The 26,589-nt window shown below is 60.8% G+C and carries 24 protein-coding genes and 8 tRNA genes; 8 read left to right on the forward strand and 24 right to left on the reverse strand.

All coding sequences use genetic code 11. From position 1 onward, the window contains the following. Positions 1-27 precede the first annotated feature (27 nt). From O3300_RS14835 to O3300_RS14905, 15 genes are all read right to left on the reverse strand, one after another. Positions 28-438, reverse strand: coding sequence for a hypothetical protein (locus tag O3300_RS14835; protein WP_143451341.1), 411 nt, complete (start codon positions 436-438; stop codon positions 28-30). A 29-nt stretch (positions 439-467) separates the two neighbouring features. Beyond that, positions 468-1,616 carry an amidase family protein gene (locus O3300_RS14840; protein WP_305053385.1) on the reverse strand — a complete coding sequence of 383 codons (1,149 nt, stop codon included), beginning with the start codon at positions 1,614-1,616 and terminating at the stop codon, positions 468-470. Between the two features lie 207 nt (positions 1,617-1,823). Then, positions 1,824-2,399: an elongation factor P gene (locus O3300_RS14845; protein ID WP_034758247.1), complete on the reverse strand. Its 576-nt coding sequence runs from the start codon at positions 2,397-2,399 to the stop codon at positions 1,824-1,826. Between the two features lie 135 nt (positions 2,400-2,534). Next, a complete protein-coding gene (gene earP / locus O3300_RS14850) occupies positions 2,535-3,704 on the reverse strand; it encodes an elongation factor P maturation arginine rhamnosyltransferase EarP (RefSeq protein WP_305053386.1) in 1,170 nt (389 codons plus the stop codon). Between the two features lie 95 nt (positions 3,705-3,799). Continuing rightward, positions 3,800-3,875: transfer RNA gene (locus O3300_RS14855), tRNA-Glu, on the reverse strand. Between the two features lie 57 nt (positions 3,876-3,932). Next, positions 3,933-4,008 (reverse strand) — tRNA-Glu (locus tag O3300_RS14860). A gap of 123 nt (positions 4,009-4,131) precedes the next feature. Further along, positions 4,132-4,207 (reverse strand) — tRNA-Glu (locus tag O3300_RS14865). A gap of 241 nt (positions 4,208-4,448) precedes the next feature. After that, positions 4,449-5,486, reverse strand: coding sequence for a DUF5694 domain-containing protein (locus O3300_RS14870; protein ID WP_305053387.1), 1,038 nt, complete (start codon positions 5,484-5,486; stop codon positions 4,449-4,451). A 378-nt stretch (positions 5,487-5,864) separates the two neighbouring features. Then, positions 5,865-5,940: transfer RNA gene (locus O3300_RS14875), tRNA-Ala, on the reverse strand. A 50-nt stretch (positions 5,941-5,990) separates the two neighbouring features. Continuing rightward, positions 5,991-6,066: transfer RNA gene (locus tag O3300_RS14880), tRNA-Glu, on the reverse strand. 38 nt (positions 6,067-6,104) lie between these two features. Then, positions 6,105-6,180 (reverse strand) — tRNA-Ala (locus O3300_RS14885). Positions 6,181-6,314: 134 nt separating this feature from the next. Then, positions 6,315-6,390: transfer RNA gene (locus O3300_RS14890), tRNA-Glu, on the reverse strand. A 67-nt stretch (positions 6,391-6,457) separates the two neighbouring features. Continuing rightward, a tRNA-Ala gene (locus O3300_RS14895) sits at positions 6,458-6,533 on the reverse strand. Positions 6,534-6,657: 124 nt separating this feature from the next. Then, a complete protein-coding gene (gltX, locus tag O3300_RS14900) occupies positions 6,658-8,064 on the reverse strand; it encodes a glutamate--tRNA ligase (RefSeq protein WP_305053388.1) in 1,407 nt (468 codons plus the stop codon). A gap of 70 nt (positions 8,065-8,134) precedes the next feature. Continuing rightward, positions 8,135-9,046: a LysR family transcriptional regulator gene (locus O3300_RS14905; RefSeq protein WP_099668160.1), complete on the reverse strand. Its 912-nt coding sequence runs from the start codon at positions 9,044-9,046 to the stop codon at positions 8,135-8,137. 101 nt (positions 9,047-9,147) lie between these two features. Between O3300_RS14905 and lysA the strand changes: the two genes are divergently transcribed. Next, positions 9,148-10,386 (forward strand): diaminopimelate decarboxylase, encoded by a 1,239-nt coding sequence (gene lysA / locus O3300_RS14910; RefSeq protein WP_305053389.1) that lies wholly within the window; start codon positions 9,148-9,150, stop codon positions 10,384-10,386. 62 nt (positions 10,387-10,448) lie between these two features. Further along, positions 10,449-12,014 carry a phospholipase D family protein gene (locus tag O3300_RS14915; protein ID WP_305053390.1) on the forward strand — a complete coding sequence of 522 codons (1,566 nt, stop codon included), beginning with the start codon at positions 10,449-10,451 and terminating at the stop codon, positions 12,012-12,014. 15 nt (positions 12,015-12,029) lie between these two features. Here the strand turns inward: O3300_RS14915 and O3300_RS14920 are convergent, their stop codons facing one another. From O3300_RS14920 to apbC, 4 genes are all read right to left on the reverse strand, one after another. Then, complete coding sequence (locus tag O3300_RS14920) at positions 12,030-12,992, reverse strand: hypothetical protein (protein ID WP_305053391.1); 963 nt, start codon at positions 12,990-12,992, stop codon at positions 12,030-12,032. A gap of 161 nt (positions 12,993-13,153) precedes the next feature. Next, a complete protein-coding gene (locus O3300_RS14925; protein ID WP_305053392.1) occupies positions 13,154-14,839 on the reverse strand; it encodes an alkaline phosphatase family protein in 1,686 nt (561 codons plus the stop codon). A 152-nt stretch (positions 14,840-14,991) separates the two neighbouring features. Then, a complete protein-coding gene (locus tag O3300_RS14930; protein WP_152257152.1) occupies positions 14,992-15,399 on the reverse strand; it encodes a DUF4399 domain-containing protein in 408 nt (135 codons plus the stop codon). Between the two features lie 219 nt (positions 15,400-15,618). Further along, positions 15,619-16,707 carry an iron-sulfur cluster carrier protein ApbC gene (apbC, locus tag O3300_RS14935; RefSeq protein ID WP_034758315.1) on the reverse strand — a complete coding sequence of 363 codons (1,089 nt, stop codon included), beginning with the start codon at positions 16,705-16,707 and terminating at the stop codon, positions 15,619-15,621. A 160-nt stretch (positions 16,708-16,867) separates the two neighbouring features. Here apbC and metG point away from each other — a divergent pair, with 160 nt between their 5' ends. From metG to panC, 5 genes are all read left to right on the forward strand, one after another. Next, the gene (metG, locus tag O3300_RS14940; protein ID WP_305053393.1) at positions 16,868-19,024 is read left to right on the forward strand and encodes a methionine--tRNA ligase; all 2,157 of its coding nucleotides are present in this window, start codon (positions 16,868-16,870) and stop codon (positions 19,022-19,024) included. 19 nt (positions 19,025-19,043) lie between these two features. Continuing rightward, positions 19,044-19,523 carry a GNAT family N-acetyltransferase gene (locus tag O3300_RS14945; protein ID WP_034778216.1) on the forward strand — a complete coding sequence of 160 codons (480 nt, stop codon included), beginning with the start codon at positions 19,044-19,046 and terminating at the stop codon, positions 19,521-19,523. Positions 19,524-19,630: 107 nt separating this feature from the next. Continuing rightward, complete coding sequence (locus tag O3300_RS14950; RefSeq protein WP_034778041.1) at positions 19,631-19,840, forward strand: DUF3460 family protein; 210 nt, start codon at positions 19,631-19,633, stop codon at positions 19,838-19,840. A gap of 17 nt (positions 19,841-19,857) precedes the next feature. Beyond that, entirely contained in the window at positions 19,858-20,790 is a 933-nt protein-coding gene (locus O3300_RS14955; RefSeq protein WP_077402012.1) for a ScpA family protein, read from the forward strand. Between the two features lie 54 nt (positions 20,791-20,844). Next, a complete protein-coding gene (gene panC / locus O3300_RS14960) occupies positions 20,845-21,684 on the forward strand; it encodes a pantoate--beta-alanine ligase (protein ID WP_099664747.1) in 840 nt (279 codons plus the stop codon). A 65-nt stretch (positions 21,685-21,749) separates the two neighbouring features. Here panC and O3300_RS14965 read toward each other — a convergent pair whose 3' ends face one another. Further along, positions 21,750-22,202: a hypothetical protein gene (locus O3300_RS14965; protein ID WP_099664748.1), complete on the reverse strand. Its 453-nt coding sequence runs from the start codon at positions 22,200-22,202 to the stop codon at positions 21,750-21,752. Between the two features lie 294 nt (positions 22,203-22,496). Here O3300_RS14965 and O3300_RS14970 point away from each other — a divergent pair, with 294 nt between their 5' ends. Continuing rightward, positions 22,497-23,249 carry an SDR family oxidoreductase gene (locus O3300_RS14970; RefSeq protein ID WP_305053394.1) on the forward strand — a complete coding sequence of 251 codons (753 nt, stop codon included), beginning with the start codon at positions 22,497-22,499 and terminating at the stop codon, positions 23,247-23,249. A 73-nt stretch (positions 23,250-23,322) separates the two neighbouring features. Here the strand turns inward: O3300_RS14970 and cheY are convergent, their stop codons facing one another. From cheY to O3300_RS14990, 4 genes are all read right to left on the reverse strand, one after another. Next, on the reverse strand, positions 23,323-23,721 hold the full coding sequence (cheY, locus tag O3300_RS14975; RefSeq protein ID WP_010396677.1) for a chemotaxis response regulator CheY: 399 nt from the start codon (positions 23,719-23,721) through the stop codon (positions 23,323-23,325). A gap of 147 nt (positions 23,722-23,868) precedes the next feature. Next, positions 23,869-24,939, reverse strand: coding sequence for a chemotaxis response regulator protein-glutamate methylesterase (locus O3300_RS14980; RefSeq protein ID WP_034778028.1), 1,071 nt, complete (start codon positions 24,937-24,939; stop codon positions 23,869-23,871). A 109-nt stretch (positions 24,940-25,048) separates the two neighbouring features. Then, positions 25,049-25,657: a chemoreceptor glutamine deamidase CheD gene (gene cheD / locus O3300_RS14985; RefSeq protein ID WP_034758343.1), complete on the reverse strand. Its 609-nt coding sequence runs from the start codon at positions 25,655-25,657 to the stop codon at positions 25,049-25,051. Between the two features lie 9 nt (positions 25,658-25,666). Next, positions 25,667-26,539, reverse strand: a complete 873-nt coding sequence (locus O3300_RS14990; protein WP_251351875.1) for a CheR family methyltransferase — start codon at positions 26,537-26,539, stop codon at positions 25,667-25,669. Positions 26,540-26,589 lie beyond the last annotated feature (50 nt).

Raw genomic sequence — 26,589 nt, forward strand, 5'->3', positions numbered from 1 at the left:
GCAGAATGGCATGCTTGCGCGCCCGCCTCAGGGAGAACAGCGGATACCGACGACCCCGTTGACCTTGCCTTCCGCCCATCCCGTCTCGCGCCAGCGGTACACGCCGGGCGCGACGATGATCAACTGCCACTCCACCAGCTTGCCAGCGGCATTGAGGCGGGTTTCATTGTCATAGCGCAAAGTCAGGCTGTGCTCCGTTTCCGCCACCACCGTCGCGGCAAAGCGGTTGGTTTCCCCCAGCTTGCTTTTCCACGTCCGGTCGCTGAAGATCGCCAGCCGCCGATGATCGTCAGACAGCTGCATGCGCGTAAAGTGCCGCGCTTCTTCGCAAACGCTATTCGTATTGACGCTGTCGGACCAGCTGCCAGACAATTGCGCGGCATCAAAAGGAGTCGGAATGGCCGTCACGGCCGCAGTCAGCAGCAAGGTTGCAAGCATAGTTTATCGAAAGAAAACGAAAAAAATCATCATGGCAGGCGCAACGCCAGGGTAATGCTCGACGGCAGCGCGGGCGTGCGCCGGTGCAAAGTCGCCTGCTCATAGGCATACGCCATCGCGATGAGTTGCATGTCGCCGTGCGCAGGGCCGATGAAGGACAAGCCGACCGGCAAGCCCCCGGCCACGCCGGCCGGCACCGTAATATGCGGCAAGGCCGACGGCGCCTGCGCTACGCCATGGCAGGTGGGTCCCACCAGCGCATCGAGGCTGTGCGAGCCCAGCAGCGCTTCGATGCCGCCGGGCCCAGGCGCGGGCGGCATCTCGATCAATTCCGCCCCCTGCTCGCGCAACGCCAGCAGCGCCTGCCCGATCACGGCATCGGTCCCGGCGCACAGGCCGAACAGGCTGCGCGCCACGCCGATGCGGCGCCCATGCAAGCCGGCGGCATCCAACACCACGCCATCGGCCAGGCGCTCGCCGCTCAAGGCCGCGAGCAGCCAGGCCGCCTCGCGCACGCTGGGCGCCATCGGTCCGGCCGTGGCCGGCTCGCCGCCCTGCCCCGCTGCAGTCCTGCCCGTGGGCTTGATGGCGACCAGGCCGCAATTTGAAGCCGGCGCGACGATGGAACCGTCCGCCGCGCTGTCGACGGCGAGGATGGTCAGCCCGGCCCAGCTGGCACTCGCATGCGGCACGCTGACGGCAGCCCATTGGCGCAAATTGCTTTTGCCGATGATGACGGCGCCGGCTGCGCGCAAACGCGCCGCCACAAAGGAATCGCAGCTGGCATGCGTGGCCAGGGGCGCCTGCGTGCGCGTCTTCATGCGGTCGCCCGTGGCGATATTGTCGCGCAAGACGACGGGAATGCCGTGCAAGGGGCCGCGCACCTTGTGCACCTGCCGTTCGCGGTCCATTTCCAGGGCGATTTTCAGCGCATCGGGATTGATTTCAATGCCGGGATAGGCGCGCGCGCCGATGCTGCACAGGGAACGGATGCGTCCCAGGTACTGCGACGTCAGCGCATGGGAACTGAGTTTGCCTGCCTGCATCATCTGCTGTTGCGGCAACACGCCCGCATCGAGCAGATGGGCCATGGGGCTGGCGGGCGCCGTGGCACGGGCCAATACGGGACGCGCCACGCCCCGGGACGCGCCACTGCGTAACATCTGACTGCGCTGCATGCTATCTCCAGGAAACTTCAATGTTTCTACCGCAATAATGTTGTAGCCATAGCATAGCAGTCCTTGCAACACAATTGTTGTTGAAGGGAATTATTTTTTAAGCAAAAAAAAACGCCGCCCGAAGGCAGCGTTTCTTGGTGATCCAGCACTGAGGCAAACCAGACCGGCATCTGCCGGGCCATGCGCGCAGCGCAGTGCAAGAATCTATCAGTTGCGTACGACACGCTTGTATTCGTTGGTACGGGTGTCGATTTCGATGACGTCGTCCTGTGCCACGAACAGCGGCACTTGCACGGTGTGGCGGTGTGCGTCGATGGCGTTTTCGATCTTGGCTTCTTTCAGGACGTTGCCCGAAGTATTACCCTTGACCGCTGGCTCCGAGTACACCACTTGACGGGCGATGGTCGTAGGCAGTTCAACGGAGATAGCTTTGCCGTCGTAGAAAATGGCTTCGCATTCCATGCCATCTTTCAGGTAGTTCAGCGCTTCGCCCAGGTTTTCTTCTTCGATTTCATACTGGTTGTACTCGGTGTCCATGAACACGAACAGCGGATCGGCGAAGTACGAATACGTCACTGGCTTTTTATCCAGAACAACAACGTCAAACTTGTCGTCGCCGCGGAACACGTTTTCCATCGGGGTGTTCGTCAGAAGATTTTTCATCTTCCATTTGTAGGTGAAGCCCGTGCGGCTCGAACCGTTGACATCAGAACGCAACACGATCATTGGCTTGCTGTCGACCATGATGATATTGCCAACACGAATTTCTTTTGCGGGTTTCATAGGAATGTACGTAAAAAGTGGGTTGCATGAAGACCATCTGCCGCCTGTGCGCCATCGGCGCCGCAAGCTTGCGTTTGATCGGTTAAAAATACGTTAGAAATAACCGGGCATTTTACCTTAATTTTTGGCAAGCGCCTATCTCGTCGCGCCAGCGAACGCCAGCAGGTTACTTGCCAGATCGCCATTGGCCTGCATCTGCCGCTGCCAGGCCTGCGCGCGCGCCCGGATGCGCGGCAGGTCGGCTTGCAGAGCGGGCCACAGCTGCGCCCATGGCAAGGCATCCGCGCTGGCGCCATTCCAGGCCAACGCCGCCTGCACCAGGCTGTCGATGGCGCCGTCCGCATCGGCCGCATAGCGCTGCAGGAAGGCGCGCAATTTCACGTGATGCAAGTTTTCATCCTGCAGATAGATATGCCAGAGAAACGGCTGGCCAGCCCATTGGGCGCGCACGAAGGAATCCTCGCCGCGTACGAAATTGACGTCGCAAGCCCACAGCAGGCGGTCGTAATCGTCTTGCGGCACGAACGGCAGCACCCGTACGGTGAGCGCGCCGCGCGTGCGCGCCGCACCGGCCAGCGCCGCATCGTCGCCGATAAACGCCTGAACGGCATCGAACGCGACGCCTTCCGGCACCAGACACGTCACGGGCTCGCTGCCCGCCTGCCAGGCCGCAAACAGCTCGGCGACCGGGGCGGACGGGTAGCAGAACAGCGATATTTTCAAGGCGGACATTTCCGCCGCCGTCACGCCGAATTGCCCGAGGAATGCCGCCATGGCGCCCGCATCGGCCTGGAACGCCAGCCTTTTCTCGTCCAGCGCCGCTTCGCGCAGCAAGCCGCCCGTCTTTCTCGTGAAGCCGGGAAAGAAGAAATGCTTGATCATGCCGTGGCGCGGCGACGTCAGCGCGTGGCAGCCCTCGACCCACTCTTCCGCCGTCAAGCCTTCCAGGTTCAGCCACACGGGATGCGGCGCGCACTGCGCCATGGCGGCGATATAGCCGGGCGGAATGTCGCAGGCAAAGAATTCGATGACGATGTCGGCGATGTCGGCCGGCGCGAATGCGCCATCCTGGTCGCGCCAGTGGCGCACCGTGACGCCGGACGCCTGCTGCAGCTCCGCCGCCACATTGATAGCGGGGCAAATGCGCCGGAAACTCGGCAAATCGTCGACCCACAGGGTCACGGCCACGCCATGCTCGCCGTTCAACTGCCGCGCCAGGCGCCAGCAAATGCCGATATCGCCGTAGTTGTCGACGACTTTGCAGAAGATGGCCAAGGTTGGCGCGCGATCGGTAGCTAATGGCATATTCAAAGGGGAAGAGAAAAATGTGGCATGGCAGCCCATAACAAAAAAGCCGCACTGTTACCAGGCGGCTTTTTTGTTGGCTGATTCAGCCGGTCTGGCGTCCCCAAGGGGATTCGAACCCCTGTACTCACCGTGAAAGGGTGATGTCCTAGGCCTCTAGACGATGGGGACAGAAAATCTGTCCTGAATGCACTATTCCGCATCCCGACCTGTTACTGCTTGCGAATCTGGCGTCCCCAAGGGGATTCGAACCCCTGTACTCACCGTGAAAGGGTGATGTCCTAGGCCTCTAGACGATGGGGACAGAAATCTGTCCTGAATGCACTATTTGCATCCTGACCCGGTACTGCAGCAATATTGCAGAAACAAAAAAAGCCTGACTTGTCAGGCCCATTCAGCACTGCACTCTTACTTTACAACTAAATCCTGGCGTCCCCAAGGGGATTCGAACCCCTGTACTCACCGTGAAAGGGTGATGTCCTAGGCCTCTAGACGATGGGGACCTGTGCTGGCTTTACTCTCAGCGGACTCTTCGTTGAAGGCTTTGCTTAGCCCCTCAAAAAAGCGTGCGCGAAGTTTAACACGAAGCGATTCACGAAATCAACTGCCGGCCTTCTTTTTTCCACCTTATTTGTATCAACGCTCCCTATGGGGACAGGATGATGGCAGGAAGATATGGAAGCGGCGGCACGCCAGGCACGCAGGGAAAACCGCGCCAACCGTCTGGCGCGGCAAAAGCATTCCTTAACGCAAGATATCGCCCGCATTGGCGATGCGCACGTCATGCATCTGGCCCAGATACGCCTCCAGGTAGCCCTTGTGGGATGCGCCGACGATGACCAGCACGCGCATGCCCGGGCGCGCCGCCATGATTTCGCGGATATTTGACGCCATGCGCAAGTTGCGCACCTCCCAGGAGGCTACGTAGTTGCGGCCATAACGCTGCGGCGACGGCTCTTCCAGCGCCGCGCCAAAATCGCCGCGGAAGGCCAGGTCCGCCTCTGCGCGTCCGTTATACGCGCGGTAGATCGCCAGCACACCGGCGGGCGTATTCCATTGCTCCTCAAACCCGGCATGGATGCGCTTGCGCTCGGCCGAAGAGGAATTATTCCAGGCCGCCCTGATCGCCTTGGCATACGCCTTTTCATCGTCGACAGGCATATCGGACGTATGGTCATCCATGGCATGCACCCGCTCGTGCCCGCCTTTCGCCGCCAGCACGGCAGCGATCTGATAACTCTCGTTGCGCTGCCCCAGCAAGGAATTGAGGTTCGCGGCCAGGGGCTCGCTCACGCCGTCACCGGCGCGCCGCTCATCCGCGGGCAAGCGCAGCCATTGCACCAGCGCCGATGCACGCTCGCCACCGGCCAGGAACAGGGAAGCCAATGCGCGCCGCTGGGCGGCGGACGGCGCCGCCGGCCAGGCGGCCAGCAAACGTTCGGCCTGCGCCGTGGCCGCCACCACATCGAGCCCCGTGGCGGCCCGCGCGGCGGAAGTGTCATAGCAATAGGTTTTCACCGTATCGTCATAGCGCTGCGGATAGGCGCGCAGGTAAGCGCATTGCAAGCCGGAAAGCGCCTCGATCGCGATCGCATCCGGCCGCCAGCCCGCCAGGCGCTCGTTGAGCAAGCTCAATTGAGACGGATCAAACGATGTTGGCAATTGCGCCAAATGGGGCGAACCGAGCACCAGCACGTCATTGAACGGCCCCTTTTGCAACTTCAGCGCACCAGGATCGAATTTCGCCGCAGGCGGCGCCTCCGCGTGCGCGGGAACGTGCATAACGGCAGCAAGAAAAAAACTGGCAAATACGCGGTGCATCCTGCCTCCTCAGTGTAATGGGCCATTTTTTATCCGCGGGCATGATGAAATCAAGCCGCCTGCCAAATGTAACCACTCCGCAAATCACTGTCAGTTATATCCATGCAACCAATAGGCACAAAAAAAGCCGCCCGAGGCGACTTTGATGTATTTCCATTTCCACCCCATTGGCAAACGCAAGCGGGATCAAACACTCGCCTCTTGCCTGCCATACAAACATCCCAACAGTTAAACCATACTTCCCTGAAAGGCATAACAACAAATGCTTCAGAAATAAAAAAAGCCGCTCGAGGCGACTTTGATTTATTCATTACCATTTACCACCTGTTTCTGCGCTGTTGGTGGAGGTAAGCGGGATCGAACCGCTGACCTCTTGCATGCCATGCAAGCGCTCTCCCAGCTGAGCTATACCCCCCGGGCGCAGAAACACTGCTACTTCTTTACAACCACAACACCAGACTGAACTGGCGTCCCCAAGGGGATTCGAACCCCTGTACTCACCGTGAAAGGGTGATGTCCTAGGCCTCTAGACGATGGGGACCTCGGTACTACAGTTTTACCACCTTACTTCTGCGCTGTTGGTGGAGGTAAGCGGGATCGAACCGCTGACCTCTTGCATGCCATGCAAGCGCTCTCCCAGCTGAGCTATACCCCCCGGGCGCAGAAATAATAAAAGCCGCACTTGGCGACTTTGTTCCACTACTTGCTTTCCATCCAGATTCCGCTTTTTACGGGCCTGAACTTACAACAATCAGTACAAACAACTGCCACTACTATACCACAACTACCTGGCGTCCCCAAGGGGATTCGAACCCCTGTACTCACCGTGAAAGGGTGATGTCCTAGGCCTCTAGACGATGGGGACCGCGGAACTTCCAAACAACATCTGCACCACTTCAACGACTAACAAAACCTGACTGCGGTTTTGCTGCTGGTGGAGGTAAGCGGGATCGAACCGCTGACCTCTTGCATGCCATGCAAGCGCTCTCCCAGCTGAGCTATACCCCCGTTGGTGCAGAAACAAGAGTATAGCAAAGAAGTTTCACTCTGCAAATACCCTTTTTCGTCTATGAGCAACTTTTCATAGGGGAGGTTTCCGCACCGTATTTACACGCTCAATTCGGCGCGGCGATTACAGCCACTTTGCCAGGCGCGCCAGCACGTTCTCGCGGCCGAACATCACCACCACCTGGTCGATGGCAGGCGTCTGCAGCTGGCCCGTCAAGATCAAACGCAAGGGCATGGCCAGCAGCGGCATCTTGATGGTGTTCGCGGCCAGCACTTCCTTGATCATGGCGGCGACGGCTTCCTTGCTCCACTCCACCGTGGCGATACGCTCGGCAAACTGCGCCAGCACGGGCTTGATGGCATCAGTGATGTGCTGCGTGACCAGTTCCGCTTCCGGCTGCGGTTCGCGGAAGAACAGCATCGAGGCGGCAGCCAGCTCATTGACGGTGTTGGCGCGCTCTTTCATCATGCCCAGCACTTGCGCCAGGTCCGGCGCGCCTTCGAAGACGGCGCCTGCGGCGACCATTTGCGGACGCGCCAGGCCGGCCAGGCGGGTATTGTCGGCCTGCTTGATATAGTGATTGTTCAGCCAAGCCAGTTTTTCATTGTTGAACTGGGCCGCCGATTTCGACAGGTGGTTCAGGTTGAACCACTCGCAGAACTGCTCGGTCGAGAACACTTCATCGTCGCCATGGCTCCAGCCCAGGCGCGCCAGGTAGTTCAGCATCGCTTCCGGCAGGAAGCCCTGCGCCGGGTAATCCATCACGCTGACGGCGCCATGGCGCTTCGACAGCTTTTCGCCGTCCGCGCCCAGGATCATCGGCAGGTGGCCGTACAGCGGCAGCGGTGCGCCGATGGCGCGCAGGATGTTGATCTGGCGCGGGGTGTTGTTGACATGGTCGTCGCCGCGGATCACGTGCGTGATCTGCATGTCCCAGTCATCGACGGCCACGCAGAAGTTGTATGTCGGCGTGCCGTCCGGGCGGGCGATCACCAGGTCGTCCAGCTCGCGGTTGGAAATCGTGATCGTGCCCTTGACCACATCGTCCCACGTCACGTCGCCGTCGAGCGGGTTCTTGAAACGCACGACGGGCTTGCGGTCGGCCGGTACGGCCGGCAGGGTCTTGCCAGGCTCCGGACGCCAGGTGCCGTCGTAGCGCGGCTTTTCACCGGCGGCGCGCATGCGCTCGCGCATCGCTTCGACTTCTTCCGGCGACGAGTAGCAGTGATATGCCGTGCCCTCAAGCAGCATCTGCGCCACCACTTCGCGGTAGCGGTCCATGCGCTGCATCTGGTAGAACGGGCCTTCGTCGTGGTCCAGGCCCAGCCACTTCATGCCTTCGATGATGGCTTGCACGGCTTCCGGCGTGGAACGCTCCACGTCCGTGTCTTCGATGCGCAGCACGAAGGTGCCGCCGAAGTGGCGGGCATACGCCCAGCTGTACAAAGCGGTGCGGGCGCCGCCCAGGTGCAGATAGCCGGTCGGGCTGGGAGCGAAACGGGTACGGACGGGAGTAGCGGTTGTGGTCATCGAAGTAGTCAGGCTTGAATAAGTAAAACGCCATTTTACTCTGTTGACCGCCGCCGCTCCACAAGCACCGTCACAGCTGCAGCAAGCGCCTTTTCACCTCCGCCGCCTGCGCATGCAGCGCCTGCTCGAACAGGGCAACGAGTTGCGACAGGGGCCGGTGCAAAGGCTTCACGAGATTCACCGTGAACGGCAGGGAAACGCCGAAGCGGCGGATCTGCAAGCCCTGCCCCGCGTAGTCCAGCGCCGTGAGCGGATTGACGATGGCCAGGCCCACGCCTTCGCGCACCATCGCGCACACGGAGGCGGCGCTGTGCGTGTCGAGCGCCATGCGCCGCTCCACGCCCGCCTGCGCGAAGATGGCGTCGATCTGCTGGCGGTAGGGGTCGACGGCGGCCAGGCTGATGAAAGGCTGGCCTGCGAAGTCCGCCGGCTGCAACACGGCCTTGCCGGCGAGCGCATGGCCGTCGGGCAGCACGCACACTTCATCGACGGACATCAATGTATCGAGCGCGGTGCCCGGCGGCGCATTGCCCACTTCCGTCAGGCCGATATCGTGGCGCTGCGCCGACAGCCACTCTTCCAGCAGCGGCGACTCCTGCGGCGTGATGCTGATGCTCACCTTGGGAAAATCGGCGACGAAACGCTTGCACGCCTGCGGCAGCAGCGACTGGGAAAACACGGGCAGACAGGCGATCGACAGCTGCCCCTGGTCGAACTGGCGCAAGGCCGCCGCCGTGCTGACGATGCGCTCCAGGCCGAAATACGCGCGCTGCACTTCCTCGAACAGCTGCAGCGCCTGGGCCGTGGGACGCAGCCGCCCCCGCTCGCGCTCGAACAGGGTCAAGCCCGTCAAATGCTCGAGGCGCGCCAGCTCGCGGCTGACGGTGGGCTGCGACGTATGCAGCATGGCGGCGGCGGCCGTCACGCTGCCCGTCGTCATGATGGCGCGGAAGACCTCGATATGGCGTAGGGAGATAGTCATGGCCATATCATAAATGAATAAGGTAGCCTCAAATAGATATTTTATAGTCAAAGCACAATCGGCCATCATGCGCTATCTCCTCATTCCACCGAAAGCACACGATGAAGCCCGTCACCGACCAGACCCTCGCCCAACTCGCCCAGGAACACGGCACGCCCCTGTGGGTGTATGACGCGGCCACCATCCGCGCGCGCATCGCGCAGCTGGCGCAGTTCGACACGGTGCGCTTCGCGCAAAAGGCCAATTCGAACATCCACCTGCTCACCCTGATGCGCGAAGCGGGCGTGCACGTGGACGCCGTCTCGCTGGGCGAGATCGAGCGCGCGCTGCAGGCAGGCTTTGCGCCGGCGCAAACGAATGGCGCCGCCGGCGTGGTCTTCACCTGCGACCTGTTCGACCGCGCCACCCTGGCGCGCGTGGCGGCGGCAAAGATCGAAGTCAATTGCGGCTCCGTCGACATGCTGCGCCAGCTGGGCCCAGTGTCGCCCGGCCACCGCGTCTGGCTGCGCATCAATCCCGGCTATGGCCATGGCCACAGCAACAAGACCAATACGGGCGGCGAAAACAGCAAACATGGCATCTGGCACGAAGAGCTGCCGGAGGCACTGGCCGTCATCCGCGCACATGGCTTGCACCTGGTGGGCCTGCACATGCACATCGGCTCGGGCGTCGACTACAGCCACCTGGAAACCGTCTGCGGCACCATGGTCGACCTGGTGAAAAACATGGGCCACGACATCGAAGCCATTTCCACGGGCGGCGGCCTGTCCGTACCCTATCGCGAAGGCGAGCAGCCGGTCGACACGGACCACTACTTCCAGCTATGGGATGCGGCGCGCAAGCAGATCGAGGCGCACCTGGGCCATCGCGTGCACCTGGAAATCGAACCGGGCCGCTTCCTCGTGGCCGACGCGGGCTTGCTGGTGGCCGAAGTGCGCGCCACCAAGCAAATGGGCGGCAACCACTTCACCTTGCTCGATACGGGCTTCAATGAACTGATGCGCCCTGCCATGTACGGCAGCTACCATGAAATGTCGGTCATCGCGCATGACGGCCGCGCACTGGACACGCAGCGCGCTACCGTCGTCGGCGGCCCCCTGTGCGAATCGGGCGACGTCTTCACCCAGCGCGACGGCGGCGTGGTCGAAACACGCCTCCTGCCGGCCGCGCAGGTGGGCGATTACGTCGTCTTCGAAGGCGCCGGCGCGTATGGCGCATCGATGTCGTCGAACTACAACAGCCGTCCCCATGCGGCCGAATACCTGGTCGACGGAGAACAATCCCGCCTGATCCGCCGCCGCCAGACGGTGGCCGAACTGATCGCGCTGGAACAGTTGTAACACCTCGCCCCGTGCGGGCATGCGCATCTGCTAACATCGGGGCAACCCGATGAAAGCCCGCCATGCCCGCCCAAGCACTTCCCTTCCGCAGCGCCACCCGGCTGCTGCTGCCACTGCTGCTGTCCGCCGTCCTCGCCGGCTGCGCCTCGTTGCCTTCGCTGGAAGGCCGCGTGGCATCCAGCGTCATCGCCGACACAAAGCACACCCAGCTGGCCACGGCCATTGCGCCCATGGTGGCGCAGCATCCCGGCGTTTCCGGCATTTACCCGCTCGCCGACGGACGCGACGCCTTTGCCGCGCGCGCCCTGCTGGCCGCCGCCGCCCAGCGCAGCCTGGACGTGCAGTACTACATCTGGCACAAGGACATCACGGGCACCCTGCTGTTCGACGCCCTGCGCCAGGCGGCCGAGCGGGGCGTGCGCGTGCGCCTGCTGCTCGACGATAACAACACGGCGGGCCTGGACCAGACCCTGGCGATGCTGGGCAAACAGCACAACCTGGAAATCCGCCTGTTCAATCCCTTCGTGCCCCGCGCGCCGCGCGCGCTGGCCTTTGCCACGGATTTTTCCCGCCTCAACCGGCGCATGCACAACAAATCGTTCACGGCCGATAACCAGGCCACCATCGTCGGCGGGCGCAATGTGGGCGACGAATATTTTGGCGCGGCCGGCGACGTGCTGTTTGCCGACCTGGACGTGCTGGCCGTCGGCCCCGTCGTCGACGACGTTTCGCGCGATTTCGACCGCTACTGGAACAGCGCCTCGGCCTACCCGGCCAAGCTGCTGCTGACCAGCCCTGTCGAGGGCGACGCGGCCACCATCGCCGCCGAAGCGGACCGCATCGACGATACCAAGGCAGCCGAGGAATACGTGCAGGCGCTGCGCACCTCACCCTTCGTCAGACAAATGATGGAGCGCACCCTGCCCTTCGAATGGGCCAGGACGCGCATGGTCAGCGACGACCCGGCCAAGGTGCTGGACAAGGCCAGGCCAGGCACGGGCGTGGCGGACAACCTGCAAAACCTGCTGGGCGTGCCGGAAAAGGAAGTGGACCTGGTGTCGCCGTATTTCGTGCCCGGCAAAGCCGGCACCCAGGCCTTTGCCGACCTGGCAGGAAAAGGCGTGGGCGTGCGCATCCTGACGAATGCGCTGGAAGCGACCGACGTGGCGGCCGTGCATGCCGGCTATGCGAAGTGGAGAAAGCCGCTGCTGCAAGCGGGCGTGCTGCTGTACGAGTCGCGCCGCTCGTGGGAACGGGGCGATGCGCGCGAACAGCCGGGCCGCTTCGGCAGCTCCGCATCGAGCCTGCACGCGAAGACCTTTGCCGTCGACGACCGGCGCATCTTTGTCGGCTCGTTCAATTTCGACCCGCGTTCGATCGAATTGAACACGGAAATGGGCCTCGTCATCGACAGCCCCGCGCTGGCCAGCCAGCTGGGGCAAGCCATGCGCACCACCATCCCGCAGCGCGCCTACCAGGTACTCCTGGGCGACGACGGCGCGCTGTACTGGATCGCCCGCGACGCCAGCGGCGCCACCACGCGCTACGACACGGAGCCGGGCACCAGCGTGTGGAAGCGCCTGGGGGTGGCGATTCTGTCGGTGCTGCCGATTGATTGGCTACTGTAAAGCACGCAGCCTATGTCATTTCCCGCGAAATGGCCGACAATATTTAAGGTCGGGGTATGGTTTCTCACCATCAAAAAATATCATTCTCAAACCAATAACCGTATCTGAGTAGTGACAATAAAAATTGGGATAATCCGGTACTGGCAACAGAGGTGGCGCCGGTGTGGTCTCAAGCCGGAACATCGTGCTCTGTAATCGGACGACCTCGGACAAGCGCACGGTCTTGCGCGTACTTTCATTCGGGAGATCAGCATCCCGTAAAACCGTGCGCGGTTGACCAAAATCTGACTGACCTACCACGCTGGAGCTGAGGTAAAACAGTTTCATCGGTTTACGCAAAATAGCATTAAACTGATCGCTGTCCTCAAAGTTCAATATATCAAGCGGGGCGAAATCGGCCTGCAGATCCTTTCGGCAGTCTGATTCATACTCCGCAAATACCCATATATTATCGGCATCAAAGACAATAAGGCGTGGTACAGGCTCATCCGTTCTACATAATGCGTTTGGCCGCAAATCGATTGCAACAACACCAGCGTCGTTTCCCTCCAGTGATCGGCGCTCGTCACCGCCAAACCCAGGCCGAAGCAAATATATTTTGCGTGATTCTTCTTTAACAAGACTAACTGCACGATACGTCGTGTTGGCATAGGCCGAAAGCATTGGTTGAAACTGCAACTTGCCGGGATGCCACACGCTCACTCTGTAGCGACCTATCTCATGCCAATCCGGCTTCTGCGGTCGCTCCATCACCCAAAAACCCGGCGGGTCACATTTTGGCGGCACTTCACTATGCTCACATTTGTTATAGGCATGCAGATCAAGCCCGTTGCTCAGACTTAGCCACGGCTTGTCGGCCTTCAAGGGAACGGCATAATAATAGTCATATGAGGCATGATCGAAGTGTGGCACGACGCACCCCGGCAGCAAAATCCACATCAATGCCATACAACAACATTTGAATAGTGAACTGTTCATTGACGTCCTCATCGTGAAATAAAGAAATTTCACTATCCGTCAAGAACTTTGCGTGCCTATTGATATTTGTCGACTTACAACTCTTAAATCAATAAAAAAAACAGGCTTCCGTGAAAACGCAAGCCTGGCCTTTACATCAACGATACACCTCTATGCCTGAACTACCGCACCACCTCCATCAACACCCGCCCTTCCGACGCCGACGGCTGGCGCACGCGCAGCAGGTGCGCCAGGGTCGGGGCTATATCGACCACTTCCGCATACTGGCCATAGGCGCCCGGCTTGATCCAGCGGGGGCCGAACACCATCAGCGGCACGTTGGTGTCATAGGTGTAAGGCGTGCCGTGCGAAGTGCCGCCCGCGCCCTTGCCGAAGTACCAGGCCGGCTTTGTCACGACCATCAGGTCGCCCGAGAGCTGGCGGTTCCAGGCGCGGCGCATCAGGGTGTCCATGCGCGTGGCAACGGCGCCCGTTTCCATCTGCGTGCGCGTGTAGACTTGCGCCAGGCCGTCCTGCTGCAGCAGGAAGCGGGCCGCCGCGTCTTCCAGGGCGGCGCGCTTGACGCCGCCCTTCTCCGCCAGCGCGTAATCGAGGTAGATATTCGGCAGCGACGACGTCGTCACCAGCTTGTCGATACCCAGGTTAGTCGCCAGGTGCTGGTTCAAGGCATCGACCAGTTTGGCGCCATCGATGCGTTTGGCCGAGAAGCCCCGCGTTTCGGCAAATTCCGGCACGTTGGCAAAGCCATGGTCGGCCGTCAGCACCACCAGCACGTTGTCCATGCCGACTTTTTTATCGAGGTCGGCAAAGAAGCCGGCCAGCATGCGGTCCAGGCGCTGCAGGTGGTCGTGCGACATCTTGCTTTCCGGGCCGTAGGCGTGATTCACGTAATCGTGCGCGGACAGGCTCACGCCCAGGATATCGGGCACGCCGGCCGGGTTGTGGCCCAGGTTTTCGCCATCGATGGCGGCGCGGGCGAATTCCAGGGTCAGTTCATCGAGGAAGGGACCGGCCTTCAGGCGGCTGTAGTACTCGCCATCGAGCTTGCCGCTGTCGCTGTAGTAGGCGAACGGGAAGGTGTTGCGCGCGCCCGGCTTGGCCGGCACCAGATCATCGCGGGCATCGCGCGCATAGGCGGAATCGGCCAGCAGCGGCGTCCAGCTCTTGCCATAATAACGGTCTTGCGGTTTGGCGGCCTGGTAGCGCTGCACCCATTGCGGATGCTGCTGCATATAATAGGTGCTGCTGGCGAAATTGCCCGTCCTTTCCATGTACATATACGCCGTGCCCGTTTTCCCGGCCAGCAGGATGGCGCCCCGGTCCTTGCCCGACACCGTGACGACCTTCGCCTTGTCGCCCGTGGAATAGCGCAACTCGTCGCCCAGGGTGCTCACGCGCAGTTTCGTCGGCGCCGTGCCGTCGTCGGGCTGCGTGTCTTCGCCGATGTAATGGAAATTGCCATCTTCGGTGCAGTACACGGATTTTTTCGTGACGGGATCGATCCAGTTATTGCCGATCACGCCATGCTGATACGGATAGGCGCCCGACAGCACGGCCGAGTGGCCGATGGCCGTGACCGTGATGCCATGCGCCTGGTGCGCGTCGCTGAACCACGCGCCCTGCTCCAGCAGGCGGCGGAAACCGCCTTGGCCGAACTGGTCGCGGTAGCGCGTCACCTGCTCTTGCGGCAAGCCGTCCACTACCAGCACCACCACCAGCTTCGGCTGCGCCGCACCGGCAGCAACAGCAGGAACGGCCTTGGCCGCATGCACCTGGCTCGCCGCCACGCCAGCCGCCAGCAGCAGCGCCTGCGCCAGTTGCCGGGAAAGGGAGAAATGTTTCGTCATATCCGCTCATCAAAAGTTAGGCCACCGGCCAGCATACGCTGACTATATGACACAATAATGACAACAGGCAACAATATGAAAAAGGCCAGGCTCCATCGCTGGAACCCGGCCTTTACTGAAACAGATGAATTTGCCTGGCTTATTTGCCTGACTTACTTGACCGTCACCTTGATGCTTTTACTCAATTCCGGCCCATACGACTGGTGCGCGCCGTTGGCGAACTGCATGGTCAGGGTGTACTGCCCCGGTGGCAAGGTGACGTCCGTTTCCGTCTGTCCTTTGCCGAAGTGCAAATGTTTATCGTCCATGGGGATCATTTCGCCCGCCTTCATCGGCCCCATATTGATGAGCAAATGATGGTGGCCCGTCTTGGCCGTCATGTCGCCGGCCGGCTTGACGTCCATGCCGCTGACGGCAAATTTCACTTTGAACGGGCTGCTCACTGTCGCGCCATCGACGGGCTCGACGAACGAAACGGATTGCGCAAACGCGCTGGCGGCCAGCAGGCTGCCAGCGATCACGGCTGCGGCTTGGCGCAGGAATACGGTGGTCAATTGCATGATGTCTCCTCTTGTTTAATAACAACACGGACTGCATGAAACCATATTCCTGGCGGTCGTGGCGCCGGGGAAGAGTTAAGCCAATAGTGCCACGGTGGCCTTGAAAACCGTAGCGAGCAAGCTCAATGTCGGGTTGAGTAACGCAACCGTACTTTAGTACGGTGAGTAACGCCGACCCGAAAGTGAGCTGCGCAGTAGGTTTGCAAGGCCACCCAGCCACTAGTCGTTTTTGATGACGATCGACGGGAACTTGCTGGTCATATCCTTCGCCTTTTCCGCCACCTTGATCGCGATGGTGCGGGCGATCTGCTTGTAGATCACGGCGACGGGACCTTCCGGCTCGGCCACGACGGTCGGCGTGCCGGAATCCGTCTGCTGGCGGATCGCCATGGTCAGCGGCAAGGCGCCGAGGAATTCCACGCCGAAGTCCGCGCACATCTTCGCGCCGCCGCCGGCGCCGAAGATTTCTTCCGCATGGCCGCAGTTCGAGCAGATGTGCGTGCTCATGTTTTCCACCACGCCGAGGATAGGAATGCCGACTTTCTCGAACATTTTCAAGCCCTTGCGCGCATCCAGCAGCGCGATGTCCTGCGGCGTCGTGACGATCACGGCGCCCGTGACGGGCACTTTTTGCGACAGGGTCAACTGGATGTCGCCCGTGCCCGGCGGCATGTCGACAATCAGGTAATCGAGGTCGCGCCAGTTGGTCTGGTCCAGCAATTGCTGCAACGCTTGCGTGACCATCGGGCCGCGCCATACCATCGGCTCGTCCGGATCGATCATGAAGCCGATCGACGACACTTGCAGGCCGTGGTTTTCCATCGGTTCCATGCTCTTGCCATCGAGGGTCTTCGGCTGGCCGCTGATGCCCAGCATCATCGGTTGCGACGGGCCATAGATATCGGCGTCCAGCATGCCGACGGTGGCGCCTTCGGCCGCCAGGGCCAGGGCCAGGTTGACGGCCGTGGTCGATTTACCAACGCCGCCCTTGCCGGAAGCGACGGCGATGATGTTTTTCACGTTGCTCATCGGCTTCAAGCCGCGCTGCACCGTGTGCGAAATGATTTTCGACGACACGCCCACGCTGACGTTGCCCACGCCCGGCAGCACGCGCAGCGCGGCCAGCACGGATTTGCGGATCAGGTCAATCTGGCTTTTGGCGGGGTAGCCCAGTTCGATGTCGAGCGAAATATCATCGCCATCGACCTTCAGATTCTTGACGGTTTTGCTGGAAACGAAATCTTTATGTGTATTTGGATCAATAACCTGGGCCAGCGCGGCCTTGACGTCTTCTACTGTGATGCTCATGTAAATCTCCGTGTGTACTACATATGTGCAATACGCGCAGTCTAGCGCAAATTTGCATGGCGCGATGGCGGCAAAAGCATCACTTGCCAGCGCTGCATCTGCTCATATTGCCTTTCCGCTGTTAAAATGACCTATTATCCATCCCAAAAGTGCATCAATCATGACTCGCAAGCTGTTCGTCACCACTGCCCTGCCTTACGCAAACGCCGCTTTTCACATTGGCCATATCATGGAATACATCCAGGCCGATATCTGGGTCCGGTTCCAGCGAATGCAACGCGATGGCGCAGCCGGCCGTGAAGTGCACTTTGTGGGCGCCGACGATACGCATGGCACGCCCATCATGATCGCCGCCGAAAAGGAAGGCATTACGCCGCAGCAATTCGTCGCCAACATCGCGGCCGGCCGCGCCCAGTACCTCGATGGCTTCCATATCGCCTTCGACAACTGGTATTCGACCGATTCGCCGGAAAACGTTGATCTGTCGCAATCGATCTACCGCAAGCTGCGCGATACGGGCCTGATCGTCACGAAAACCGTCGACCGCTTCTTCGACCCGGTCAAGGGCATGTTCCTGGCCGACCGCAACATCAAGGGCGAATGCCCGAAATGCGGCGCCAAGAACCAGTACGGCGACAATTGCGAAGTGTGCGGCGCGGCTTACCAGCCGACCGACCTGGTCAACCCGTTCTCGGTCTTCACCAACGCGACGCCCGTGATGAAGCCGTCGGAACAGTATTTCTTCAAGCTGTCCGACCCGCGCTGCTTCGAATTCCTCAAGGATTGGCTCAACACGCCAGGCCGCTTGCAGCCTGAAATGGTCAACAAGGTCAGCGAATGGCTGGGTGAAGCGGGCGAAAAACTGGCCGACTGGGATATCTCGCGCGACGCACCCTATTTCGGCATCCCGATTCCCGATGCGCCGGGCAAGTTCTTCTATGTGTGGATGGACGCGCCGGTCGGCTACCTGGCCAGCCTGAAAAACTATTGCGACAAGAAAGGCCTCGATTTCGACGCCTTGCTGAACGATCCTGCCACGGAACAAATCCACTTCATCGGCAAGGACATCGTCTCCTTCCATTTGCTGTTCTGGCCCGCCATGCTGAAATTCGCCGGCCACCCGGTGATCGACAAACTGAAAGTCAATGTGCACGGCTTCCTGACAGTCAACAATGAAAAGATGTCGAAGTCGCGCGGCACGGGCATCTCGCCGCTGCGCTACCTGGACCTGGGCATGAACCCGGAATGGCTGCGCTACTACATCGCTTTCAAGCTGAACTCGAAAGTGGAAGACCTGGACTTCAACGGCGACGACTTCGTGGCCCGCGTGAACAGCGACCTGATCGGCAAATATGTGAACATCGCCAGCCGCTGCGCCGGCTTCATCGCCAAGCGTTTCGACGGCAAGCTGGCATCGACACTGTCGGAAGGCGCGCAAAGCTGGATCAACCGCGCGCTGACGGTGGACGCCAACGGCGTCATCGTCGAGCGCCAGGCCAGCATCGCCGCGCACTTCGAGAACCGCGAATTCGGCAAGGCCTTGCGCGAGATCATGGAAATCGCCGACATCACCAACCAGTACGTCGATGAAAACAAGCCGTGGATCCTCGCCAAGGATGCGGACAAGACAGCCGAACTGCACGACGTGTGCACGACGGCCCTGATCCTGTTCCGCCAGCTGACGATCCTGCTGTCGCCGGTCTTGCCGGGCGTGGCCAAGAACGTGGCCTCGTTCCTCAACGACGAGCAATTCACCTGGGCCGATACGCAAGTGTTCGGCGACGCCGTCTCGAACAGCATGCTGGGCCGTACCATCGGCGCCTACAGCCACTTGATGACGCGCATGGATGCAAAGATGATCGAAGCGCTGTTTGACGCACCGCAAGCTGCCGCCATCGCGGCGCCGGCTGGCGATGCCGCGAACGACGCCGCAGCGGTCGCTGAAACACCGGCCTCCGCCATCGAGGAACTGGCGCCCGAGATCAAGATCGACGACTTCCTCAAGGTCGACTTGCGCATCGCGAAAATCGTCAACTGCGAACTGGTCGACGGCTCCGACAAGCTGCTGCGCCTGACCCTGGACGCGGGCGAAGGCCGCTTGCGCAATGTGTTCTCGGGCATCCGCTCGGCCTACAAGCCGGAAGAGCTGGTCGGCAAGCTGACGGTGCTGGTGGCCAATCTGGCGCCGCGCAAGATGAAGTTCGGCATTTCCGAGGGCATGGTCATGGCCGCCTCCGCCGCCGACGAGAAGGCGAATCCGGGCATCTACATCCTGAACCCTTGGCCAGGCGCCGAACCTGGCATGCGCATCCGCTAAGCCCGCACAAGGACCGATGATGAATATCGTGGTGCGCGAAGCAACAAATGCCGATGCACAACTGATGGCCGAGCTGACCCGCGCCGCGTGGGCCGGCAAGGTGGCGGCCTCGTCCAGTGGACACCACGAGACGGCGCAGCAGGTGGAAGAGCAATTGCGCCACGGCGGCGGTTTTCTGTTGCTGATCGACGACATTCCAGCCGGCTCGCTGCGCTGGATGCCGCTCGACAGCGATCCCGCCATCTGGAAGATTTCACGCATGGGCGTGCTGCCCGCCTACCGGGGCAGCCACGTTTCGCAACATTTGCTGGAAGCCATCATTCATCACGGCCTGTCGTGCCAGGCGGAGGAATTGCGCCTGGCCGTGCGGCGCGACCAGCGCAAGCTGATCGATTTTTATGCGGCCTTCGAATTCGACCTGGCCGAAGAACTGGAATATTCGCACGCCAACCCCGCCGAACCGGCGCCGATGGTGATGCGGCGTTTGTTGCGTTATTGATTTTTAGCAATTTCGCCCCGGACTTGCCGATACAACAACCCGCCAGGCGGCACGGCGCGGTAAAATACGGCCGGCTGACCTTACCTATAAGACACTCAGAAGAGAATATGAAACTGCCTGCAAAACACAACAACTACGTATCCGACCACACCTTGTTCATCGCTGAACTGAAGGCCAAGAATCCTGGCATGGAAGCGGGCCAGCAAGCGGGCCGCGCCCTGCTGTGGGACAAGCCGGCCGTCAGCATCGATGAGCAGGAGCGCCAGCTGGCGTCGGCCGTCAAGCAACAGGCTTACGTTTACCAGAACAAGAACTAAGATCTGGAACCGGCACGATGTTGCCTGAAGAGTCTGCAGTCACGCCGGAAGCCGACGCTTCCGGTGCCGGCGCAGTCATCGAGTCGCCCGAACCCGCCGCTGGCGGCGACGGCAGCGGCGACCCTGCAGCATCCGCCACGGCAGTAACGGACGCGGCGCCCGCCGCCGACCCGCTGGGCATCGCCCGCCTGTATGGCGAGCCGATGATGCGCATGCCGACGGATTTGTACATTCCGCCGGACGCGCTGGAAATCTTCCTCGAAGCCTTCGAAGGCCCGCTCGACTTGCTGCTCTACCTGATCCGCAAGCAAAATTTCAATATTCTCGATATCCCGATGGCGCAGGTGACCCTGCAATATCTGAAATATGTCGACCAGATTCGCGTGCGCAACCTGGAACTGGCGGCCGAGTATTTGTTGATGGCGGCCATGTTGATCGAGATCAAGTCGCGCATGCTCTTGCCTTCGCGCAAGAGCGACGTCGAGGAAGATGGCGGCGATCCCCGTGCCGAACTGGTGCGCCGCCTGCTCGAGTACGAACAGATCAAGCTGGCCGCCTACGACCTGAACGCCATTCCCCAGTTCGAACGCGATTTCGTGCGCACGCAGATTTTCATCGAGCAAAGCCTGACGCCCACCTGGCCCGACGTGGAACCGGTGGACTTGCAGCAGGCGTGGCTCGACGTGCTGAAACGCGCCAAACTGACCCAGCATCACCGCATCAGCCGCCAGGAACTGTCCGTGCGCGAGCACATGTCGAGCATCCTGCGCCACTTGCAATCGTCGCGCTTCGTCGAATTCAGCGAGCTGTTCGACATTGCCGGCGGCGTGCCCGTGGTGGTGGTCAACTTCGTGGCCCTGCTGGAACTGGCCAAGGAAACCCTGATCGAAATCACACAGGCAGAACCGTTTGCCCCCATCTACGTCCGGCTGGCCTATTCGCCCGCCTGACTCCTTCCCTTTGTCACTGACCACCGTACAACGGGGTTTTAGCGAAAGCAATCCATGAAAATTATTTCCGACATCGAAGAATTGCGCGACCAGCTCAGCGGACAGCTGCGCACGGCGTTCGTCCCCACCATGGGCAACCTGCACGAAGGCCATCTGTCGCTGATGCGCCTGGCGCGCAAGCATGGCGACCCCGTCGTCGCCTCGATCTTCGTGAACCGCCTGCAATTCGGCCCGAACGAAGACTTCGAGAAATATCCGCGCACCATGGCGGCCGACATCGCCAAGCTGGAAAAGGAAGGCGTGTACGTGCTGTTCGCGCCGACGGAAAAGGAACTGTACCCGGAGCCGCAGGAATACCGCGTGCGCCCGCCCGATGATCTGGGCAATACCCTGGAAGGCGAATTCCGTCCCGGCTTCTTCGAAGGCGTGTGCACGGTCGTCACCAAACTGTTCTCTTGCGTGGGTCCGCGCGTAGCCGTGTTCGGCAAGAAGGATTACCAGCAACTGATGATCATCCGCAACATGGCGCGCCAGTTCGCGCTGCCGACGGAAATCATCGCCGCCGAAACCTACCGCGCAGACGATGGCTTGGCCTTGTCCTCGCGCAATATGTACCTGTCAGAAAGCGAACGCGCGGAAGCGCCGGAACTGTTCAAGGGCCTCAATTTCGTCGCCGAGGAAGTGCGCAAGGGTAACCTTGCCGTCGGCGAACTGGAACAGGCGGCCATGCAGCTGCTGGACGGCCGCGGCTGGAAATCGGACTACATCGCCGTGCGCAAGCGTGCCAACCTGCAGGCGCCGAACGCCGCCGAACTGGCCGCCGGCGAACCGCTGGTGGTGCTGGCCGCCGCCAAGCTGGGCCAGACCCGTTTGATCGACAACCTGGAAATTTAAGCGCCATCTCCAAGCGTCACCTCGACGGGGCCATTCGGCCCCGTTTCTGTTTCTTTTTCTTTTCCTTACTTCTCCATCCCCACCAGCTTGAGTTCGGCAAACAGCGGCCTGTTGCTGCCGCGTGCCGCTTGCAACATGTCATAGCTGGCCGCATCGAGCACGATTTCCTCTCCCGCCCACAGCTTGCGCTGGTTCGCAGGCAGCCTCAGGCTGCGCAGGATGGCCCGCGCCTGGGCCGGATCGGCCGCCAGCAGGCGGATGGCGTGTGCATGGCGCTGCGTACCCGTGAGTATCGGCAAGCCGCCCTGCGGGCCATGCTGGCTCAGGCTGACATAGTCATGGCCGCCCACGCGATGCAAATAGGCATGCCGGCCATCGGCTTCGGCTACCGGCTGCGCGGCAGGCTCCTGCATCTCGACCGACGCGACGGGCGCAACGGCGGTTTGCTCCAGGCTCACGCCGCAGGCCGTTAACAGGGCCGTGCCCAGGGCGAAAAATAATACGGGTGCTCGGCGCATCGTGCGCTCCTTCTTGTCGGGGTCGGGGACAAAGGGGAAATACTGCAGCGATCATGGGCCAAATTATTTGACGTGTAAAGTTAACTTTGGGAAATATTTCATTCCTTTGCGCAATTATCTGCAGGCAACGGGATCTTCTCTGTCCGTACCCGGCAAGCCTGGGACAATTGTTAATGCAATTTGCACACTAAAATCATCAAACCCATCTTTATCCATCAATCAATAAAGATGACAATGGCTGCACTGGTTCGCAGCGACAGCATGCGGGCCTCCCACCACGACAGGAGAACACCCATGAACACAGCAGCTATACCGGCCAAGGTCGCCATCGTCACGGGCGCTTCGCGCGGCATCGGCGCGGCCATCGCCCGCCGCCTGGCGCGCGACGGCATGCAGGTCGTCGTCAATTACGCCAACGGCAACGTGGAAGCGGAGCAACTGGTGGCGGCCATCGTGGCCGACGGCGGCGCCGCCATCGCCGTCAAGGCCAACGTCGCCGACGCGGGCGAGGTGCAAGCCCTGTTCGATGCGGCCGAGGCGGCCTACGGCGGCGTCGACGTGCTGGTCAACAATGCCGGCATCATGCCGCCCGCGCTGCCGGCCCTGGCCGACACGGACGACGCCACCTTCGACAGCCTGTTCGCCATTAACGTCAAGGGCAGCTTCAACACCATGCGCCAGGCGGCGACGCGCTTGCGCCACGGCGGCAGCGTCGTCAATTTCTCCACCAGCGTGATCGGCCTGGCCCTGCCCGGCTATGCCGTCTACGGCGCCACCAAGGCGGCCATCGAGACGATGACGGCTATCTTTGCCAAGGAATTGCGCGGCAAGAACATCACCGTCAACGCCGTCGCCCCCGGTCCCACGGCCACGGCGCTGTTCTTGAACGGCAAGACGGACGAAACGATACAGCGCATGGGCAAGATGGCGCCATTGGAACGCCTGGGCACGCCGGACGACATCGCCGCCGCCGTGGCCTTTTTGGCAGGGCCGGATGGCCGCTGGGTGAATGGCCAGACCCTGCGCGCGAATGGCGGGCTGGTCTGAGTTTTTTGCGGACGAAAAAAAACGCTGCCAATTCGCATTGGCAGCGTTTTTCTTGATCAGTATCAAGCCGTGATCAGGCGCCGGCTTTTTCCAGCTTCTCGAAAATCTTGTTCAGCTTTTCATCGAGGGTCGCGGCCGTGAACGGCTTGACGACATAACCGCTGGCGCCAGCCTGGGCGGCGGCGATGATGTTTTCTTTTTTTGCTTCGGCGGTGACCATCAGCACGGGCAGCTTGGCCAGTGCGGGATCGGCACGAATATGCTGCAGCATCGTCAGGCCATCCATGTTTGGCATGTTCCAGTCCGACACGACGAAATCATAGGATTCCGCGCGCAGCTTGGCCAGGCCCATCACGCCGTCTTCCGCCTCATCGACGTTGGCATAACCCAGTTCCTTCAACAGATTCCGGACAATGCGGCGCATCGTCGAAAAATCGTCAACGACTAAAAATTTCATCTTTGGATCAGCCATGAATAACTCCGTTGTTTCTGTAGCGGTTTGTTAATAATATCGACATGAATGCCGACATTATGGTCGACACTACGGCAGCAAGTTGTAGGATAGCATTTTCGTTGCTTTTAGGCGAACAAACTTGCCTCAGATCATATAAAACGTGGCTTACACGCGCAAAGCACGCATGCCATGCGCAGCCAGGTGTCCCAGCACCATGCCAGGCAGCGCCGTCAGAGCGCCGACCTCATGCGTAGCACCGACGGCGATCGCCTCGCGCGGCATGCCGAACACCACGCAACTGGCTTCATCCTGCGCAAAATTATACGCTCCTGCAGCCTTCATCTCCAACATGCCTTGTGCGCCATCCTTGCCCATGCCGGTAAGGATCACGCCGACGGCATTTTTACCGGCCGATTGCGCGGCCGAACGGAACAGCACGTCGACGGACGGGCGGTGGCGGTTTACCGGCTCACCCTGGTCGATCTTGGTCATGTAGTTGGCGCCGCTGCGCGTCAGGGTCAGGTGCGAATGGCCGGGCGCGATGTAGGCGTGGCCGGGCAGTACCCGTTCGCCGCCTGCCGCTTCCTGCACCGATATCTTGCACAGCGAATCGAGACGGCGCGCAAACGAGCGCGTAAAGCCTTCCGGCATGTGCTGCGTGATCAGGATGCCGGGACAATCGGACGGCATCTGCATGAGGAATTCGCGGATGGCTTCCGTGCCGCCCGTGGAGGCGCCGACGATGATCAGCTTTTCGCTCGACGTCAACGGGCTGCGCAGCGCAGGCAGCGGCGCGGCCACCTTGTCGCTGGCCGACGGCAGGGTGCGCGCGCGGATGCGCGCCTTCGAGGCGGCGCGGATCTTGTCGGCGATCATGTCCGTGTACTCGCGCATGCCGCTCTGGATGGAAATCTTCGGCTTGGTGACGAAATCGACGGCGCCCAGTTCCAGCGCGCGCATGGTGATTTCCGAACCCCGCTCCGTCAGCGACGACACCATCAGTACCGGCATCGGGCGCAAGCGCATCAGTTTTTCCAGGAAGTCTAGGCCATCCATCTTCGGCATCTCGACGTCAAGGGTCAGCACGTCGGGGTTGGTCTGCTTGATCATCTCGCGCGCCACCAGCGGATCGGGCGCAGCGCCCACCACTTCCATGTCGGGCTGGCTGTTCACGATTTCCGTCATCACGCTGCGGATCAAGGCCGAATCATCCACGATCAATACTTTGATCTTCATAGTTATCCTTCCAGGCCTTGCGGCCCTTATTCTTTATTAAATTAGTACACCGGACAAAATCGCCGCAAGCCGCACAGCCCGACGCGCAGCAGGTTTGGTCTGGTGTTTGTCAGAACAGCTCGACTTCGCCGCCGACTGGCGCGACCTTGAGACGGCTTGCGTAATCGAGTTCGCGGCGCACCAGCGTATCGTTATGCGTCTGCATCAGCTTTTTCACCAGCACCTTGCCGCTGCGGGGGAAAAAATACACCTTGCGCGGGTGGATGTCATTGAGGTCTTCGGCCACCACGCGCATCTTTTCCGCCTTCAGATAATTGATGACGAAAGCCGCATTGCGCTCACCCACGTTGATCGCCGTGAAGCCGCGCAGCACGGCGCCGCCGCCGAACACTTTCGCTTCCATGTTCTCGCGCCGCGCGCCCGCCTTCAGCAAATCGTTGATCAGGATCTCCATGGCGTAGGTACCGTAGCGCATCGACGCGGAAATCGGGCTGTTCGGATCGCTGCCGCCGTCGGGCAGCATGAAGTGGTTCATGCCGCCCAGGCCCGTGACGCGGTCGCGGATGCAGGCCGAAACGCAGGAGCCGAGCACGGTGACGATCAGCATGTCCTTGTTGGTAAAGTAATACTCACCAGGCAAGATCTTGGCGGCGTCACAATTGAACGTCCTGTCGTAATAGACGTTAGTGGCGAATTGCTCTTTGGATTCCAGGCTCATATTTCACTCTCATGTACGATGCGACGATGCCTTGGGCGCGGTGCCCCGAGGCTGATCGAGCTCATAGACTGTTTTACCGCGCAGCTTCAATGAATCCGACACGTACAGAAAATTCTCCGAATGGCCCGCAAACAGCAGGGCATCCGGCTTCATCAACGGCACAAAGCGCGACAGTATCTTGCGCTGCGTCGCCTTGTCAAAATAAATCATCACGTTACGGCAAAAGATGACGTCGAACTGGCCCGTCACCGGCCAGCTGTCGGCCAGCAGGTTGAGCGGCTTGAAGGTGATCATCTGGCGCAGTTCCGGGCGCACCCGCACCTGCCCCTCGCGATCGCCCTTGCCGCGCAAGAAAAAGCGCCGCGCACGATCGGCCGGCATCTTGTCGAGCCGGTCCAGGTTGTAGACGCCATTGGCGGCCGTGGCCAGCACGTTCGTGTCGATGTCCGTGGCGATGATGGTGACGGGCGGCGTGAGCGTATTGAATGCCTCGCACACCGTCATGGCGATCGAATACGGCTCCTCGCCGGTGGAACTGGCCGAACACCAGATGGTGATCGGCCCGCTCAGTTTCTTCACATGCTCGGCCAGCAGCGGAAAGTGATGCGCCTCGCGGAAGAACGACGTCAGGTTGGTCGTCAGCGCATTCGTGAACGCTTCCCACTCATCGCCCATGCGGCCCGCTTCCAGGTCGTCCAGGTAGCGGACGAACGAGGAGATGCCGGTCGCGCGCAGGCGTCGCGCCAGGCGACTGTAGACCATCTCCTGCTTGCTGTCGGCCAGCGCGATGCCGGCCCGCTTGTAAATCATGGCGCGGACCCGTTCAAAGTCCTTGCCAGTGAAATCAAATTCCTTGACCGAATCCGTTTTAGTTTGCGGCATTTTGTTTTTACCTCTCTATGACTACTCTGACCAATGCCTTTGCAAGTATA

Source organism: Janthinobacterium sp. SUN206 (assembly GCF_030587305.1).
Taxonomy (GTDB): domain Bacteria; phylum Pseudomonadota; class Gammaproteobacteria; order Burkholderiales; family Burkholderiaceae_D; genus Janthinobacterium; species Janthinobacterium kumbetense.